The sequence below is a fragment of the Azoarcus indigens genome, from assembly GCF_004361735.1.
GTDB lineage: Bacteria > Pseudomonadota > Gammaproteobacteria > Burkholderiales > Rhodocyclaceae > Azoarcus > Azoarcus indigens.
Map to the genome: position 1 here is coordinate 145,008 of NZ_SNVV01000011.1, position 16,162 is coordinate 161,169.

The window sequence follows — 16,162 nt, forward strand, 5'->3', positions numbered from 1 at the left end:
GCCGCCATGACCCGTGCGCTCAAGATCGCCTTCATCGTCGATCCGCTGGAGAAGCTCAAGGCCTACAAGGATTCCAGCATCGCCATGATGCGGGCCGCCGCCGCCCGCGGCCACGCGGTGTGGGCCATCCAGCGGCCGGCGCTGTCGTGGCGCGACGGCGCAGTGTCCGCTCGCGCGGTGCCGCTGTCGCTGTTCGCCGACGATCACGACTGGTACCGCGCCGGCGAGGCGCAGCAACTGCCGCTGGCCGAGTTCGACGCGGTGCTGATGCGGCAGGACCCGCCCTTCGACTTCGAGTACGTCACCGCCACCTGGCTGCTGGAGCGGGCGGTGCGCGACGGCGTGAAGGTGTTCAACGACCCGCGCGCCATCCGCGACCACTCGGAGAAGCTCGCCATCCTGGAATTCCCGGCGTTCGCGCCGACCACGCTGGTGGCGCGCGAGGCGGCGGACCTGGACGCCTTCATCGACGAATTCGGCGACGTCATCCTGAAGCCGCTGGACGGCATGGGCGGCAGCCGCATCTTCCGCGTCGCCGCCACCGACCCCAACCGCAACGTCATCGTCGAGACGCTGACCGAGGACGGCACTCGCACGGTGATGGCGCAGCGCTACCTGCCGGAGATCAAGGACGGCGACAAGCGCGTGCTCATCATCGGCGGCGAGGTGGTGCCCTTCACCCTGGCGCGCATTCCCAAGGCCGGCGAAACCCGTGGCAATCTCGCCGCCGGCGGCCGCGGCGTGGCGATGCCGATCACCGCCCGCGAACGCGAGATCGCCGAATCCCTGGCGCCCATCCTGTGGCAGCGCGGCCTGCTCATCGTCGGCCTGGACGTGATCGGTGGCCATCTCACCGAGATCAACGTCACCAGCCCCACCTGCATGGTGGAAATCGCCGCGCAGATGGGCTTCGACGTCGCCGGGCTGGTCATCCAGCGGCTGGAGGCGGCGCTGGCTTGAGGCCGGCGTGCGGTGCGCCGGGCATCCTCCTTCCCGCTGCCGCCGCAGGCAGCCGCCAAAGCCGGGGAGGGCTGCGCTAAGATTCGTCCGATGAATCCGCCCGCCCCCCCGTCTGTCCGGCAGTCCCCGCTTTTTCCGCTGCGCTTCCCTTTCTTCCTGGCCTCCTCCCTGTTGCGCCTGTTCGGCCTGTTGCTGGCCGCCAGCCTGCTGGCCGGCTGCGCGCGGCCGCAGGTCTTCCACCAGGAGTCCTACGTCTTCGGCACCCGGGTGGATGTCGCAGTCTATGGCGAGGACCAGGCCCAGGCGGACGCGGCGATGGCGGCGGTGCTGGGCGAGTTCGACCGCCTGCATCGCGCCTACCACGCCTGGGAGCCGTCCGAGCTCACCGCGCTGAACGAAGGCCTGGCACGCGGCGACACCGTCACCGTGTCGGACGAATTGGCCGCCATGCTGAAGGACGCCCAGCGCTTGGCCGCCACCGGCGACGAACTCTTCGACCCCGCCCTCGGCCGCCTGATCGCGCTGTGGGGCTTCCACACCGACACCTTCGTGCCGCAGCGGCCCGACATGGACAAGGTGCGCGAGCTGGTGGCGGCGCGGCCGCGGATGTCCGACCTCGTCATCGACGGCAACAAGGTTTCCAGCCGCAACCCGGCGGTGCAGCTGGACCTGGGCGGCTACGCCAAGGGCTACGCGCTGGACCGCGCCATCGCCATCCTGCGCGACCAGGGCGTGCACAACGCACTGGTGAACATCGGCGGCAACGTCATGGCACTGGGCGCCAAGGGCGACCAGCCCTGGCGCATCGGCATCCAGCACCCGCGCGAGCCGGGGCCGTTGGCCACCCTGCCGCTGTACGACGGCGAGGCCATCGGCACCTCCGGCGACTACCAGCGCTACTTCGAGCTGGATGGCGTGCGTTACGCCCACCTGCTGGACCCGCGCACCGGCGAGCCGGCCCACGCCACCGAGTCGCTCACCGTGCTGATCACCCCGCGGGCGGACGCCGGCACCCTGTCCGACGCCGCCAGCAAGCCGGCCTACATCGCTGGCGACGGCTGGCGGCAGCAAGTGCGCAACTTCGGCATCGAGCACGCGCTGCGGGTGGCCGCCGACGGCCGCATCGAAGTCACCCGCGCCCTGCGCGCCCGGCTACAGCTGCCCTCGGGCATCGACATGGCGGTGGTGGACTAGCACGCCGTCCGCCCGCCTTCCCACCGTTCTTTACGCAGAGACCACCATGTTCCAGCACATCGAGCCCTATCCCGGCGATCCCATCCTGACCCTCAACGAGAACTTCCAGAAGGATCCCCGCGCGGACAAGATCAACCTCAGTATCGGCGTCTATTTCGACGACGAAGGCCGGCTACCGGTGATGGGCGCGGTGCGCGAGGCCGAGAGCGGGCTGCTGGAGCGCATCGTGCCCAAGCCCTACCTGCCGATGGAAGGCGCCGGCGACTACCGCAGGCTGGTGCAGGAACTGCTGTTTGGCGCCGACCACGCCGCGGTGCGCGGCGGCCGCATCGCCACCGCCCAGACCCTGGGCGGCTCCGGCGCGCTGAAGGTGGGGGCGGACTTCATCAAGCGCTACTTCCCCAAGGCCGAAGCCTGGGTCAGCGACCCCACCTGGGACAACCACCGCGCCATCTTCGAAGGGGCCGGCCTCACGGTGCATAGCTACCCCTACTACGCCCCGGCCACCGGCGGCCTGCGCTTCGACGCCATGATGGCAGCGGTGAACGCCATGCCGGCCGGCAGCGTGCTGCTGCTGCACGCCTGCTGCCACAACCCCACCGGGGTAGACCTGTCGCCGGCGCAGTGGGCGGAGCTGATCGCCGCGGTGAAGGCGCGCGGCCTGCTGCCCTTCCTCGACATCGCCTACCAGGGCTTCGGCGACGGCCTGGAGGAAGACGCCCACGCCCTGCGCGCGCTGGCCGATGCCGGCGTCTGCTTCTTCGTCGCCAACTCCTTCTCAAAGAACTTCTCCCTCTACGGCGAGCGTTGCGGCGGCCTCAGCGTGGTATGCGAGGATGCCGAGGCGGCGGAGCGGGTGCTTGGCCAGCTCAAGGCCACCGTGCGCCGCAACTACTCCAGCGCGCCCATGCACGGCGCCCGCATCGTCGCTGCGGTGCTCGGCAACCCGGCGCTGCGCGCCAGCTGGGAGGCGGAGCTAGCCGGCATGCGCAGCCGCATCAAGGCCATGCGCGAGCGCCTGCATGCCGGCCTCAGCGCCCGCCTGCCCGGCCGCGACTTCGGCTACATCACCGCCCAGCGCGGCATGTTCAGCTACACCGGCCTGAGCCCGGCGCAGGTGGACCGGCTGCGGGATGAGCAGGGGGTGTACCTGGTGCGCTCCGGACGGATGTGTACCGCCGGGCTCAATGGCAGCAATGTGGAGGCGGTGGCGGCCGCGATGGCGGCGGTGCTGGGGTGATGGAGGTGGGCTTGGTCAGGCAGGCGCGAGGGGGCAGGCGGGTCCGTTAGGGGCGCAAGGCGTTTTTTTCCCTCCCGCGAGGGGGAGGGGCAAACCCGCCGGACCGGCTGCTCGTTGAACGGATTGCGGCCAAGGAGTTGGGAGGATGCGGGTGCCGGAACTATCCTGCCGCCCTCAGTCCCGGCCTTCAGCGTCCGCTCCCCAATCACCTCCATTCGCCCTGCGCCTGCCAAAGGGCTGCCTTGCGCACCGGTCCCAGCCTTGGCCCAAGCCCTGCTTCCTATGTGAGCTTCCGGCCAGCCCTCGGTCTCGAATATCCGCCGGGGCTGAGCGCCCGGCAAGCGTCGTACCCCTTGAAGGCAAGCCCGATGGCCTCCCCCCCCGGGCGCGCTGCGCCCAGGTCCCAAAAGAGCCAGGGCGCTCCGAGGGCACTGTCCCAGCTTCGCCGCAAACAGGGCTTCATTGCCCCCCAACGCTTCACCTTCCAATAACGGACGCAGTCCCGATAACAGTTGTCCTACCCCATCACAAGCACGAGGAGACCACCCATGCCCCCCAAGACCCATCTCGACCGTTTCGCCGTCGGCCTGCTGGTGGTGCTGTGCGCCATCTGGGGCGTGCAACAGGTGGCGATCAAGCTGGCCAACGCCGGCATCTCGCCGGTGCTGCAGGCCGGTCTGCGCTCCATCGGCGCCACCGTGCTGGTGTGGGCCTGGGCGGCGTCGCGGCGGGTGAACGTGTTTGATTTCCGGGATGGAACACTGGCGCCCGGGTTGCTCGCCGGGCTGCTGTTCGCGGGCGAATTCGCGCTGATCTTCGGCGCGCTGGAATTCACCAGCGCCTCGCGCGGGGTGATCTTCCTTTACACCGCGCCTTTCTTCGTCGCCCTGGGTGCGGTCTGGCTGCTGCCGCAGGAAGCCATGCGGCGAGCACAGTGGGTGGGCATGGCGCTGGCCTTCGCCGGGGTGGTGGTGTTGTTCGGCGAGAACCTGCTGCTGCCGGGGGGCGACGCCTGGATAGGCGACCTGATGATGCTGGCCGCCGCGCTGCTGTGGGGCGCGACCACGCTGACGGTGAAGGTCTCGGCGCTCAGCCGTGCGGTGCCGGAGAAGACACTGCTGTACCAGCTGGCAGTGTCGGCGCTGGCGCTGCCCTTCCTGTCGGCGGGGCTGGGCGAGCCGGGCATCTTCGCGCCGACGCTGCAGGTGTGGGGCAGCCTGCTGTTCCAGACGGTGGCGGTGGCGGGGGCCAGCTATCTCGGCTGGTTCTGGCTGGTGCGCCACTACCCGGCGACGCGGCTGTCTTCCTTCTCCTTTCTGACGCCGGTGTTCGGCGTGCTGGCCGGCGGCCTGCTGCTGGGTGAGCCGCTGACGCCGCCGGTGTTCATCGCGCTGGGGCTGGTCGGCGCCGGCATCTGGATCGCCAACCGGCCGGCGAAAGGCTGAGGCTGGCCGGGCCTTTTTGAGGATCAGCCTGCAGCCGGGCGGACCCGGCTGTTCGCCCGAACCCGCGGGCGACGCGGTGCTGGCTGGTGCGGCCCGGGCTTGCCGCAGCGCATTGCCGGAAACGGGTTCAGGCGGGGCTCTTCCTGGGCTCGCCGGGCGCTTCAACTCTCGGCGGCGGAGCCATTCCCTGCCGAGGCGATTGGCGGGCTGGCGCGCCGGCCCCCTGGCTCAATCCGTCGCAACTCCTCTACGCCGCCGCCGGCTTGCGCCCGGCGGCTCGTGTTCCTGCTGCGCCCAGGCGCGGCGGAAGCTGCGGGCGGAGGTGAAGCCGGCCTGTTCGGCTACCCGCTCCAGCGGCAGCGCGCTGTCTTCCAGCAGGCGGCGGGCGAGTGCCAGCCGCAGCTGCTGCTGGTAGGCAGCGACGCCCAGGCCGGCGTGGCGTTCGAACAGGCGGCTGAGGTGGCGCGGGCTGACGTGTACCGCCGCCGCCAGTTCGGCCACCGGCCAGGTACGCGCCGGATCGCGGGCGATTTCGTCCTGCGCCTTGTGCACCGCCGGGTGCAGGTGGTTGCGCCAGGCCAGCCAGGGCGACAGCTGCGGGTCGTGGCCGCTGCGCCGCACCCAGATCACCATGTCGCGCGCTACCCGGGCGGCCAGCGCGGCGCCGAAGTGGCGCTCCACCAGGTGCAGCGCCAGGTCTATGCCGGTGGTGATGCCGGCGCTGGTGGTGACCGGGCCATCCTCGACGAAGATGCGGCCTTCCTCCACCGTGGCGTCCGGCGCTGCCGCCCGCAGCTGTGCTTGCAGGGCGTGGTGGGTGGTGCAGCGGCGGCGGGCCAGCAGGCCGGCCTCGCCCAGCAGCAGCGCGCCGGCGCAGACGCTGGCGACGGCGGTGCCGCGGCCCACGCGCTCCGCCAGCCAGCGCACCACCGCGCGGGTGTGCGGGTGGCCGAGGTTGGCCGCGGTGTCGGCCATGCCGCCCACCATCACCAGGGCACCGGCCGGCAGCGCGGCGGGCAGCGCCTCCAGCCCGCCCATCTCCAGGCCGATGGAGCAGGCCAGGCTGGGCACGGCGGCGCAGCTGTACAGCCGCAGCGGCGCGCCGTGGGCGGCGGCGAGGCGGAAGACTTCGGCCGGGCCGGCGTAGTCCAGCAGCAGGAATTGGGGGGTGAGGGCGAAGTAGATGGTCAGCCCAGCGGCGCCCGCCCTCGGTTCGGCGAGGCGGCGGGAGGCGGCCGAATCGGCGGTGGGGCTGCGGGTGGGGTCGTCCATCGTCTGTCCTGGCCTGTGGGCCGGCCGCGCCCCGGCGGGCCAGCCTTGTTACTTTGTCGCTCGGTCAGGCGCCGACTCCCGCCAGCGCGCCCGCCACATCGGTGATGCGGGCGAAACGGCCGGCCAGCACCAGCTCGACGCCGTCCTTGATCTCCTGCGGACTGTAAACCCGTCCGCTGCCGGCGTGGGTCATGGCGAAGGTCAGCGTGGCTTCGGTGACGAAATCCACCGTGTAGCCGGTGTCGCCCGCCAGCCGGGCGGTGGTCTCGCAGCACTGTTCGGTGCGTATGCCGGCGATGATCAGGCGGGTGATGCCGCGGCGGCGCAGCCACAGGTCCAGCCCTGTGTCGGTGAAGGCGTTGTGGGTGTGCTTGCGGAAGCTGGCGGCGGGCCCGGCCGGCAGCCAGTCCAGCGGCCGCACCAGGCCGGATTCCTCGGTGAAGGGGCCGGCGGCGCCGACATGGAAGATGTGCACCACCGGCACGCCGCGTTCGCGGCAGCCAGCCTCCAGCCGCAGCAGGGCGTCGCGGAAGGCGGGTACATCGTCTTCGCGCCAGAAGGGCGCATGGCGGAAGGACTCCTGGACGTCGATGATGATCAGGGCGGTGTCGGACATGCTGTGGCTCCGGTGAGGGCGGGATGGGACGGATGCTAGAGGCCGTCTCCGCCGCTGGTAAGGCGGGCTGCGGACCGGAAGCGGACGAAAACGGACAAGGCGGCGGGGCCTGGCGACGCACGCCATGCCGGATGGCAGTGTGAGCAGTTGTGCGCGGCGGCGTGCGGCGGGGCCCGGCAGGCTAAAATTCCGCCCTGCCGCTGGGGCTGACGATGGAACGGGAATGCATTCGATAGAAGTGGTGCTGGCGATGCTGCTGGCGGTGGTAGGCAGCGGTTATCTGGTCCGGGTGGTGCCCATTTCCCTGCCGCTGCCCTTGATACAGATCGCGCTCGGCGCGGTGATCGCCGGGGTGTTCGGTCACGGCGTGGTGTTGGACCCGGAAATCTTCTTCCTGCTGTTCCTGCCGCCGCTGCTCTTCCTCGACGGCTGGCGCATTCCCAAGGTGGGCCTGTTCCGCGACAAGGCAGTGATCCTGGAACTGGCCTTCGGCCTGGTGGTGTTCACCGTGATCGGCGCCGGCTTCCTCATCCACTGGCTGATCCCGGCGATGCCGCTGCCGGTGGCCTTTGCGCTGGCGGCCATCCTGTCGCCCACCGATCCGGTGGCGGTGTCGTCCATTGCCGCACGCGCGCCCATTCCCAAGCGGCTGATGCACATCCTGGAAGGCGAATCCCTGCTCAACGACGCCTCCGGCCTGGTGTGCTTCCGCTTCGCGGTGGCGGCGGCGATGACCGGCTCCTTCTCGCTGGCTTCGGCCTCGGTCACCTTCCTGTGGGTGGCCTTCGGCGGGCTGGCGATCGGCGTCGGCGCCACTTGGGGCATCAGCCTGGCGCAGCGCTGGCTGTCGCGCCAGTTCGGCGAGGAAAGCGGCTCGCCCATCCTGGTGAGCCTGCTGATTCCCTTCGGCGCCTACCTGGCGGCGGAGCACCTGCAGGCCTCCGGCATCCTCGCCGCGGTGGCCGCCGGCATCACCATGAGCTACGTCGAGCTGAGCGGCCGCGCGCTGGCCACCACCCGGGTGCAGCGCGCCGCCGTGTGGGACATGCTGCAGTTCTCCCTCAACGGCATCATGTTCGTGCTGCTGGGCGAACAGCTGCCCGGCATCCTGCGCGGCGCGGTGGCGACGGTGGAGGAAACCGGCCACCTCAACCCCTGGTGGCTGGCGGTGTATGCGCTGGTGATCATGCTGGTGCTGGCGCTGCTGCGCTTCGCCTGGGTGTGGGTGTCGCTGCGCTGGAGCCTGTTCCGCGCCTACCGCCGGGGCGAATCGCTGACCAGGCCGGACGTGCGCCTGCTGCTGGCCACCTCGCTGGCCGGGGTGCGCGGCGCCATCACCCTGGCCGGCGTGCTGACGCTGCCGCTGATGCTGCCCGACGGCTCGCCCTTCCCGGCGCGCGATCTGGCCATCTTCCTGGCGGCGGCGGTGATCCTGGTGTCGCTGGTGGCCGCCAGCATCGGCCTGCCGCGCCTGCTGCGCGGCCTGGAACTGCCGGACGAGCCGGCCGAGCGCAGGGAGGAGGATTTCGCCCGCCGCGAGGCCGCCGCCGCCGCCATCGCCGCGGTGGAGAAGGCGCGCCACGGTCTGTGTGGCGACAGCGCCATCGAGGCGGATCTCTACACCAACGCCGCGGTGCGGGTGATGGCCAACTACCAGCACCGGCTGGAGGACGGCAATGTCGCTGGCGTGGATGCCGCCCGCCTGCGCCAGGCCGACCAGGCGGAGGTGGCGCTGCGGCTGGCGGGGCTGCAGGCGGAGCGCGAGGCCATCTTCCGCCTTGCCCGCCGTGGCCAGATCTCGGACGAGATCTCGCGCAAGCTGGTGCGCCAGATCGACCTGGTCGAGTCGCGCTACCGTTGAGCCCACGGCTTGCTGACGCTTATCTGCGCCGCTGCGATGAACGCGCGCAGGCTGGAGCCGCTTCCGAACCCATGACATTCCCGACCGACACCCTGCGCGTCCGCTTCTTCCGCCACGGCGAGAGCGCCGCCAACGCCGGCCTGCCCAGCGACGCCCCCGCCGCCATTCCGCTGACCGACCACGGCATGGCGCAGGCGGCGGAGATCGCCGGCGGCATCGGCGCGGCACCCGATCTCATCATCACCTCGCCCTTCCTGCGCGCACGGCAGACGGCGGCGCCCACCATCGCCCGCTTTCCCGGCATTCCGGTGCTCAGCCTGGCGATCCAGGAATTCACCTACCTGAGCCCGGCACGCTGCGCCGGCACCACGGTGCACCAGCGCCGGCCGTGGGCGGATGCCTACTGGCAGGCGGAAGACCCGCAGCGGGTGGAGGGCGAGGATGCCGAGAGCTTCAGGCTGTTCCACCGCCGGGTCACCGGCGCGCTGACGCAGCTCGCCGACTACCGCCAGCAGGGCCGGCGCGACATTCTGGTGTTCGGCCACGGCCAGTTCCTGCAGGCCACCCGCCTTTTCATCGCCGGTCAGCTTTCCGCTGTGGATGGCCCCACCATGCGGCGCTTCCGCCAGATCGACCTGGGCACACCGATTGCAAACGGACAGGGCTTCGCCGCCCTGCACGACGACGCCGGCTGGCGATTGGGCTGAGCGGCGCCGAGACTCGGCGGCGGCGGGCGCCGGCTATGGCGTTAGGATGACGGTCCGCGAGCAGCACGGCTGGCGGGCGCGCGGACACGGCGCCATCATGCGCCTGCCCTGCCGGCAATCGGCCGATAGCCGTTTCTCCCCTGGAGGTATGCCTCATGCAAGGTCCGGTCATGGAGTTCTGGTACGAGTTCGCCAGCCCTTATTCCTATCTGGCGGTAATGCGGGTGGAAAAAGCGGCGCAGACCGCCGGCGTGCGGCTCGCCTGGCGCCCTTTCCTGCTGGGGCCGGTTTTCCTGGCGCTGGGCTGGAACGACTCGCCCTTCAACATCTATCCGCCCAAAGGCCGCTACATGTGGCGCGACATGGAGCGCTCGGCGGCCAAATACGCGCTGCCCTTCCGCCTGCCCAGCCGCTTTCCGCGCAACGGTCTGCTGGCGGCGCGGGTGGCGTTGCTGGGAGCCGGCGAAGGGTGGGTGGGGGCCTTCTCGCGGGCGGCGATGACGGCGAATTTCGCCGAGGATAAGGACATCGGCGATCCGGCGGTGATCGCCGACCTGCTGCAGCGCATGAACCTGCCGGCGGCCGAGCTGCTGGCGCGCGCCGGGAGCGAGGAGAACAAACTGGCTTTGCGCCGGCAGACCGAGCAGGCGACCGAGGCCGGGCTGTTCGGCGCCCCCAGCTTCATCGCCGGCAAGGAGCTGTTCTGGGGCAACGACAGGCTGGACGATGCGCTGGCCTGGGCCTGTCAGGCGGGGGCCGCCGAAGGGGGCGTTCCGGGTTGAGCGCGGGGCGAGGTCCGGGACAGGGCTGCGGCGACGGAGGCGCGGGCGCGCAAGAGAGAGCGGCGCTGAGGCGCATCTCGCTCGCGCTCCCGGCGTTTTCCCCGCTGCGCCTGGATAAGCGCCCGCGTGTGATGGCGCGGTTTTGCTCAGCGACCGTCGGCGTCGCGGGCTTTCTTCTCTTCGTAGTCGCGGATGCGCTCTTCGTAGCGGGCGCGATCGCGGGCAGCCTGGTCGGCGCGGTCGGCGGCCTCGGCGGCGGCTTCGCCGCGCTGGCGGCTGCGGGCGCTGTCGGCGGCGCTGCGGGAGGCGGCGGCATCCTGCTCCGCCCGGCGGGCGGCGGCGTCGCGCTCGGCGCGGATGCGCTCGGCTTCGCTCGCCGGCTGGATGGTGACATCCGGCGAGGGCGCGGCCGCTTCCCGGGGCGGCTTGGCCCCAGGGCTCTCGGCGGCGATGCGCTGCTTCTCGGCGAGGTCGATGCGGCGGGCCTCGGCCTCCAGCTTGCGCGCCTCGGTCACCGTGTCCAGGCGGCGCTGCTTCTCCTTGTCGATGCAGGCATTCACCAGGAAGCGGCGGTAGCACTCCTGTTCCGCCGTGGTGTAGGTCGAATCCGCCTGCGCGCGCAGCTTCTTGGCTTCCGCCTTCAGGCGCGAGATCTGCTCCGCGGGCGTGCCGGCGGTGGAAGAATCCTGGGCGGAGGCCAGCGGGATGATCAGGGCGAGCAGCAGGGCGGGAACGAGGCGTGTGGACATGCGGCGACAGGGCTGCGGAATAAGGTTGCGGGGCGGCTTGCGCGGGATGCGTAGAATACCGCCTTTGTTTGTCGACAGCTTCCGCCCGTGATCAGTTTTCGCAACCTGCGCCTCGCCCGTGGCGCCAAGACCCTGGTCGAGGGTGCCACCCTGCAGATCCACCCCGGCTGGCGCGTCGGCCTCACCGGCGCCAATGGCAGCGGTAAATCCAGCCTGTTCGCGCTGCTGCGCGACGAGCTGCACCAGGAGCAGGGCGATCTCGAAATGCCACCCGGCTGGGTCGTCGCCCACGTCGCCCAGGAAACCCCCGGCCTGCCGCGGCCGGCGATCGAGTATGCGCTGGATGGCGACATCGAGCTGCGCAAGGTGGAGGCCGAGCTGGTGGAGGCCGAGGCCGCCCACGCCGGCGAGCGCATCGGCGAGCTGCACGCCCGCCTGCACGAGATCGGCGGTTACGCCGCCCGCTCCCGCGCCGCCGCGCTGCTCGATGGCCTGGGCTTCTCCGTTGCCGACATGGAGCGGCCGGTGGCCGATTTCTCCGGCGGCTGGCGCATGCGCCTCAACCTCGCCCAGGCGCTGATGTGCCGCTCCGACCTGCTGCTGCTGGACGAACCCACCAACCACCTCGACCTGGACGCGGTGATCTGGCTGGAGCAGTGGCTGCGCGACTACCCCGGCACCCTGCTGCTGATCTCCCACGACCGCGAGTTCCTCGACGCCTGCGTCACCCACGTCGCCCACATCGAACAGCAGAAGCTCACGCTGTACAGCGGCGGTTACTCGGATTTCGAGCGCCAGCGCGGCGAGCGCCTGGCGCAGCAGCAATCGCTGTACGAGCGCCAGCAGCGCCAGATTGCCCACATGGAAGACTATGTGCGCCGCTTCCGCGCCAAGGCTACCAAGGCGCGCCAGGCGCAGAGCCGCATCAAGGCGCTGGAGCGGATGGAGCGCATCGCCGCCGCCCATGTGGATACGCCCTTCAGCTTCGGCTTCCGCCCCAGCCCGGCGGCGCCGGACCCGCTGCTGCAGATCGAGGACGGCGCGGTCGGCTACGCCGGCAAGACGGTGCTGGAGCGCATCGGCCTGGTGCTGCGGCCAGGTGAGCGCGTCGGCCTGCTGGGCCGCAACGGCGCGGGCAAGTCCACGCTGATCAAGCTGCTCTCCGGCCAACTGGAGCTCGCCGCCGGCCGCCGGCTGGAAGGCAAGGGCCTCGCCATCGGCTACTTCGCCCAGCACCAGCTGGAAACCCTGAGGCCGGATGAGTCGCCGCTGCAGCACATGCTGCGCCTGGACCCGGCCACCCGCGAGCAGGAGTTGCGCGACTACCTCGGCGGCTTCGACTTCCGCGGCGACGGCAACGGCGGCACCTCCACCCCGGCCACCGCCGCCTGCGGCCCCTTCTCCGGCGGCGAGAAGTCGCGGCTGGCGCTGGCGCTGCTGATCTGGCAGCGGCCCAACCTGCTGCTGCTGGACGAACCGACCAACCACCTCGACCTGGAAATGCGCCACGCCCTCACGCTGGCGCTGCAGGACTACGACGGCGGCATGGTGCTGGTGTCACACGACCGCGCGCTGCTGCGCGCCACCTGTGACCGCTTCCTGCTGGTGGACGACGGCCGGGTGCAGCCCTTCGACGGCGACCTGGACGACTACCGCGACTGGCTGGCCGCCCGCCGTGCCGCAAGCGCGGCTGCCGCCCAGGACCCGGCCCGCGGCGCCGACAAGGCCAGCCGCAAGGCCGAACGCGAACAGGCCGCCGCCGACCGCCAGGCGCGGCTGGCAGCGCGCCGGCCGCTGGTGAAGGAACTGGACCAGATCGAAAAGAAGCTGGCCGGCTGGCAAGGCGAAAAGAAGCTGCTGGACGCCCGCCTGGCCGATCCCGCGCTCTACACCGGCGCCGAAGCCGCCCAGCTGCAGACCCTGCTCAAGCGCCAGGCCGAACTGTCCGGCTGGATAGACGAGGCGGAACTGCGCTGGCTGGAGATTTCGGAGGCGCTGGAAGGCTTGCCGGCGGATTGAGGGCAGCGGGGGCCTGGTATCCCAGGCGCCGCTTCCCCTTCCCTGCAAGGGCGGAAGACGGAGTACGCCGTCACGCCAGCACTTCCTTCCCAAGCACTCAGGCCGTCAGCCAGCGCGCCGGGTCTATCCCCCAGCTCTCGAATGCTTCATGGCCGACGATGCGTTCCTGCTGCACCCGGCGGAGGTCCACCACCTCCGGCTCCAGGTAGTGGCCCTTGCTGTGGTAGATCACCTTCACCGTGGGTTGCAGCAGATGTTCCGGATGCTGCTCCTGCACCACCGCCAGCCGGCCGCTCTCCAGGCGCACCAGTGAGCCGGTGGGGTAGATGCCGATGGCGCGGATGAAGGCCTGCACCAGCGTCGGTTCGAAGTGGAACTTGCTCCACTCCAGCAGCTTGCGCAGCGCCTCGGTGGGCGGCATGCCCTTGTGGTAGACACGGTCGGAGGTAAGGGCGTCGTACACATCCACGATGGCGCCCATGCGGCCGTAGAGGCTGATCTCCTCGCCCTTGAGCTTGTTCGGATAGCCGGTACCGTCGAAGCGCTCATGGTGTTGAGCGGCCACGTCCAGCGCGATCTGGCTGATGCCCGGCGTGTGCTGCAGGATGATCTTGCTCTGCACTACGTGGGATTTCATCTTGTCGAACTCGGCGTCGGTGAGCTTGGCCGGCTTGTTCAGGATGCAGTCGGGCACCTTGGCCTTGCCGACATCGTGCAGCAGGGCGCCGACGGCGATCTCGTGGATGATGTCGCGCGGCAGTTCCAGTGCGCGGGCGAAGGCGGTCATCAGCGCACAGACCGAGACCGAGTGCAGAAAGGTGTACTCGTCGTGGGTCTTCAGCCGCGCCAGCGGCAGCAGCGCGTCCTGCTGGCGGAAGATGGAATCGATGATGCGCTCCACCACCGGCTCGATCTGCTCCATCTCGATCTGCCGGCCCAGGCGGATGTCGCTCATCATGCTGCGCACGATGCGGTGGGCCTGCCGATGCAGGCCGCGCGCCTGGCGCATCTCCTCCGCCACCGAGGGCGGCGGCTGCACATCCGGGCCGGCGGCGGCGATGGCCTCGATCTGCGCATCCACCTTGCGGGCCTGCTCCTCCGCCGAGGTTCCGCCGTCCACGTCGGCGCCGCGCGAAGTGTCGATGTAGATCTCGTGCACGCCGATGGCGCGCACCTCCTCAAGGGTTTTCTCGTTCTTTACCGCGAAGTGGTTGAGGGCGAAGTTGTGGTCGAACCAACCACAGTTGAGGTCGTGCACATACATGCCCGGCCTTAGCTTGTCGATGGGTATGAGCTTGATCATGGGAGATGCGGGCGGGGGAGGGGCGGCCTGGGGCGGGCCTTGGGGGCGTTTGCGAGCAGTATGGAAGCTGGCCTTCGGCGTTTCCACCGGGGAAATGCCCGGATACGGGCATCCTCCACGGCGGCCGCCAATCTCCTCGGCGGATGGGGCGAGGGCGGCTGCGGCTGCTAGAATCGCGCCTTTGCCCTCTCGTGCCACAGGAGCGTCTGGTGAGAATCGTCTGTCTCGACCTTGAAGGTGTGCTGGTCCCGGAAATCTGGATCGAATTCGCCGAACGTACCGGCATCCCGGAACTGCGCCGGACCACCCGCGACGAGCCGAACTACGACACCCTGATGAAGTACCGCCTGAACATCCTGGCGGAGAAGAAGCTGGGCCTGCCCGACATCCAGGACGTGATCGCCAGCATGGGCCCGATGGCCGGCGCGCGCGAGTTCCTCGACAGCCTGCGCGAGCAGTACCAGGTGGTGATCCTGTCCGACACCTTCTACGAATTCGCCCATCCGCTGATGCGCCAGCTCGGCTGGCCGACGCTGTTCTGCCACAGCCTGGAAGCCGGTGCCGACGGCATCCTGGTGAACTACCACCTGCGTATGCCGGACCAGAAGCGCGAGGCGGTGAAGCGCTTCAAGGAACTGAACTTCAAGGTGGTTGCCGCCGGCGACTCCTACAACGACACCGCGATGCTGGGCGAAGCCCACGGCGGCATCCTGTTCCATCCGCCGGAAAACGTGGTGCGCGAGTTCCCGCAGTTCCCGGTAGTGCGCGACTACGCTGCCCTCCGCCGCGAAATCGACCTCGCCTTCGAACGCAACGCCTGATCCTTCCCGCCGTCCCCAGCCGTACTCTCATGCACCGCGAACGCTTCTACACCCTCTCCGCCTCCTGCCCCGACCGCGTCGGCATCGTCGCCCGCGTCTCCGGCTTCATCGCCGAACACAAGGGCTGGATCCTCGAAACCTCGCTGCACGCGGAACCGCCGGGCGAGGGCGAAGAGGTGGGGCGCTACTTCATGCGCATCGAGATCAAGGCTTCCTCGTTGCCCTTCCATCTCGCCGAGTTCCGCGAGCGCTTCCGCCCCATCGCGGAAGAGTTCGACATGGAGTGGAAGATCAGCGATTCCGCGGTGAAGAAGCGGGTTGTGGTGCTGGTGTCCAAGCAGGAGCACTGCCTCTATGACCTGCTGGCGCGCTGGCAATCGAAGGAGTTGGACATCGAGATCCCCTGCGTGATCTCCAACCACGACACCTTCCGCGGCTTCGTCGAATGGCACGGCATCCCCTTCCACCATGTGCCGGTGACCGCCGACAACAAGGCGGCGGCCTATGCCGAGGTGCAACGCCTGTTCGAGGACGTGGGCGGCGACGTGATGGTGCTGGCGCGCTACATGCAGATCCTGTCGCCGGAGCTGTGCGGCGCCTACCCCGGCCGCATCCTCAACATCCACCACAGCTTCCTGCCCAGCTTCGTCGGCGCCAGGCCCTACCACCAGGCCTGGACCAAGGGCGTGAAACTGATCGGCGCCACCTGCCACTATGTGACCGCCCAGTTGGACCAGGGCCCCATCATCGAGCAGGACGTGATCCGGATCGACCATTCCGACTCGGTGGAAGACATGGTGCGCTACGGCAAGGACATCGAAAAAACCGTGCTGGCCCGCGGCCTGCGCTACCACCTGGAAGACCGGGTGCTGGTCCACGGCAACAAGACCATCGTGTTCCGCTGAGTTTTTTGCCGGCCTTCGGCGCGGACAGGGTAGGCAGAAAAGGAAGAGGCCCGGCGCGTGATCGCGTGCCGGGCCTCTTTTCTTGCCGCCGGCCTGCAGCGCTATGCCAGCGTTCGCCGCGCAACGCCGGCGCCTGCCTGATCTCCCGGCGCACCTCGAACAGCGCCGGATCATCCGGGCCGCGCGGGCGCGGCAGGTCCATCTCCACCGCTGCCGAGAACCCTCGGCGGCGCCTATTTCACGGAGTGCCGATGACGCTCCATCTGCTGCGCCACGTTGTCTTCCCGT

The 16,162-nt window shown here is 69.8% G+C and carries 14 protein-coding genes; 10 read left to right on the forward strand and 4 right to left on the reverse strand.

The window, feature by feature from the left end:
- Nucleotides 1-6 precede the first annotated feature (6 nt).
- From gshB to C7389_RS13995, 4 genes are all read left to right on the forward strand, one after another.
- Nucleotides 7-960: a glutathione synthase gene (gene gshB / locus C7389_RS13980; protein ID WP_133592467.1), complete on the forward strand. Its 954-nt coding sequence runs from the start codon at nucleotides 7-9 to the stop codon at nucleotides 958-960.
- 90 nt (nucleotides 961-1,050) lie between these two features.
- Nucleotides 1,051-2,154, forward strand: coding sequence for an FAD:protein FMN transferase (locus C7389_RS13985; RefSeq protein ID WP_211168564.1), 1,104 nt, complete (start codon nucleotides 1,051-1,053; stop codon nucleotides 2,152-2,154).
- A gap of 46 nt (nucleotides 2,155-2,200) precedes the next feature.
- Nucleotides 2,201-3,394, forward strand: a complete 1,194-nt coding sequence (locus C7389_RS13990; protein ID WP_133592469.1) for an amino acid aminotransferase — start codon at nucleotides 2,201-2,203, stop codon at nucleotides 3,392-3,394.
- Between the two features lie 548 nt (nucleotides 3,395-3,942).
- A complete protein-coding gene (locus C7389_RS13995) occupies nucleotides 3,943-4,839 on the forward strand; it encodes a DMT family transporter (protein ID WP_133592471.1) in 897 nt (298 codons plus the stop codon).
- A 228-nt stretch (nucleotides 4,840-5,067) separates the two neighbouring features.
- Here C7389_RS13995 and C7389_RS14000 read toward each other — a convergent pair whose 3' ends face one another.
- Both C7389_RS14000 and C7389_RS14005 read right to left on the reverse strand, forming a co-directional pair.
- A complete protein-coding gene (locus C7389_RS14000) occupies nucleotides 5,068-6,111 on the reverse strand; it encodes a GlxA family transcriptional regulator (protein WP_133592473.1) in 1,044 nt (347 codons plus the stop codon).
- A gap of 64 nt (nucleotides 6,112-6,175) precedes the next feature.
- On the reverse strand, nucleotides 6,176-6,727 hold the full coding sequence (locus C7389_RS14005) for an isochorismatase family protein (RefSeq protein ID WP_133592475.1): 552 nt from the start codon (nucleotides 6,725-6,727) through the stop codon (nucleotides 6,176-6,178).
- A 223-nt stretch (nucleotides 6,728-6,950) separates the two neighbouring features.
- On the opposite strand from C7389_RS14005, the gene C7389_RS14010 reads away from it, so the two are divergent.
- The 3 genes from C7389_RS14010 (at nucleotide 6,951) to C7389_RS14020 (ending at nucleotide 10,077) form a co-directional block, all read left to right on the forward strand.
- On the forward strand, nucleotides 6,951-8,588 hold the full coding sequence (locus tag C7389_RS14010) for a Na+/H+ antiporter (protein ID WP_133592477.1): 1,638 nt from the start codon (nucleotides 6,951-6,953) through the stop codon (nucleotides 8,586-8,588).
- A gap of 71 nt (nucleotides 8,589-8,659) precedes the next feature.
- Nucleotides 8,660-9,295 carry a histidine phosphatase family protein gene (locus tag C7389_RS14015; RefSeq protein WP_133592480.1) on the forward strand — a complete coding sequence of 212 codons (636 nt, stop codon included), beginning with the start codon at nucleotides 8,660-8,662 and terminating at the stop codon, nucleotides 9,293-9,295.
- Between the two features lie 155 nt (nucleotides 9,296-9,450).
- Nucleotides 9,451-10,077, forward strand: a complete 627-nt coding sequence (locus tag C7389_RS14020; protein ID WP_133592482.1) for a 2-hydroxychromene-2-carboxylate isomerase — start codon at nucleotides 9,451-9,453, stop codon at nucleotides 10,075-10,077.
- 146 nt (nucleotides 10,078-10,223) lie between these two features.
- On the opposite strand, the gene C7389_RS14025 is transcribed toward C7389_RS14020, so the two are convergent.
- A complete protein-coding gene (locus C7389_RS14025; protein ID WP_133592484.1) occupies nucleotides 10,224-10,826 on the reverse strand; it encodes a hypothetical protein in 603 nt (200 codons plus the stop codon).
- A gap of 87 nt (nucleotides 10,827-10,913) precedes the next feature.
- On the opposite strand from C7389_RS14025, the gene C7389_RS14030 reads away from it, so the two are divergent.
- Complete coding sequence (locus tag C7389_RS14030; RefSeq protein ID WP_133592486.1) at nucleotides 10,914-12,845, forward strand: ATP-binding cassette domain-containing protein; 1,932 nt, start codon at nucleotides 10,914-10,916, stop codon at nucleotides 12,843-12,845.
- 97 nt (nucleotides 12,846-12,942) lie between these two features.
- Here C7389_RS14030 and C7389_RS14035 read toward each other — a convergent pair whose 3' ends face one another.
- The gene (locus tag C7389_RS14035; RefSeq protein ID WP_133592488.1) at nucleotides 12,943-14,148 is read right to left on the reverse strand and encodes a cyclic di-GMP phosphodiesterase; all 1,206 of its coding nucleotides are present in this window, start codon (nucleotides 14,146-14,148) and stop codon (nucleotides 12,943-12,945) included.
- Nucleotides 14,149-14,357: 209 nt separating this feature from the next.
- Between C7389_RS14035 and thrH the strand changes: the two genes are divergently transcribed.
- A complete protein-coding gene (gene thrH, locus C7389_RS14040; RefSeq protein ID WP_133592490.1) occupies nucleotides 14,358-14,969 on the forward strand; it encodes a bifunctional phosphoserine phosphatase/homoserine phosphotransferase ThrH in 612 nt (203 codons plus the stop codon).
- 29 nt (nucleotides 14,970-14,998) lie between these two features.
- Nucleotides 14,999-15,874: a formyltetrahydrofolate deformylase gene (gene purU, locus C7389_RS14045; protein ID WP_133592492.1), complete on the forward strand. Its 876-nt coding sequence runs from the start codon at nucleotides 14,999-15,001 to the stop codon at nucleotides 15,872-15,874.
- Nucleotides 15,875-16,162: the final 288 nt, after the last annotated feature.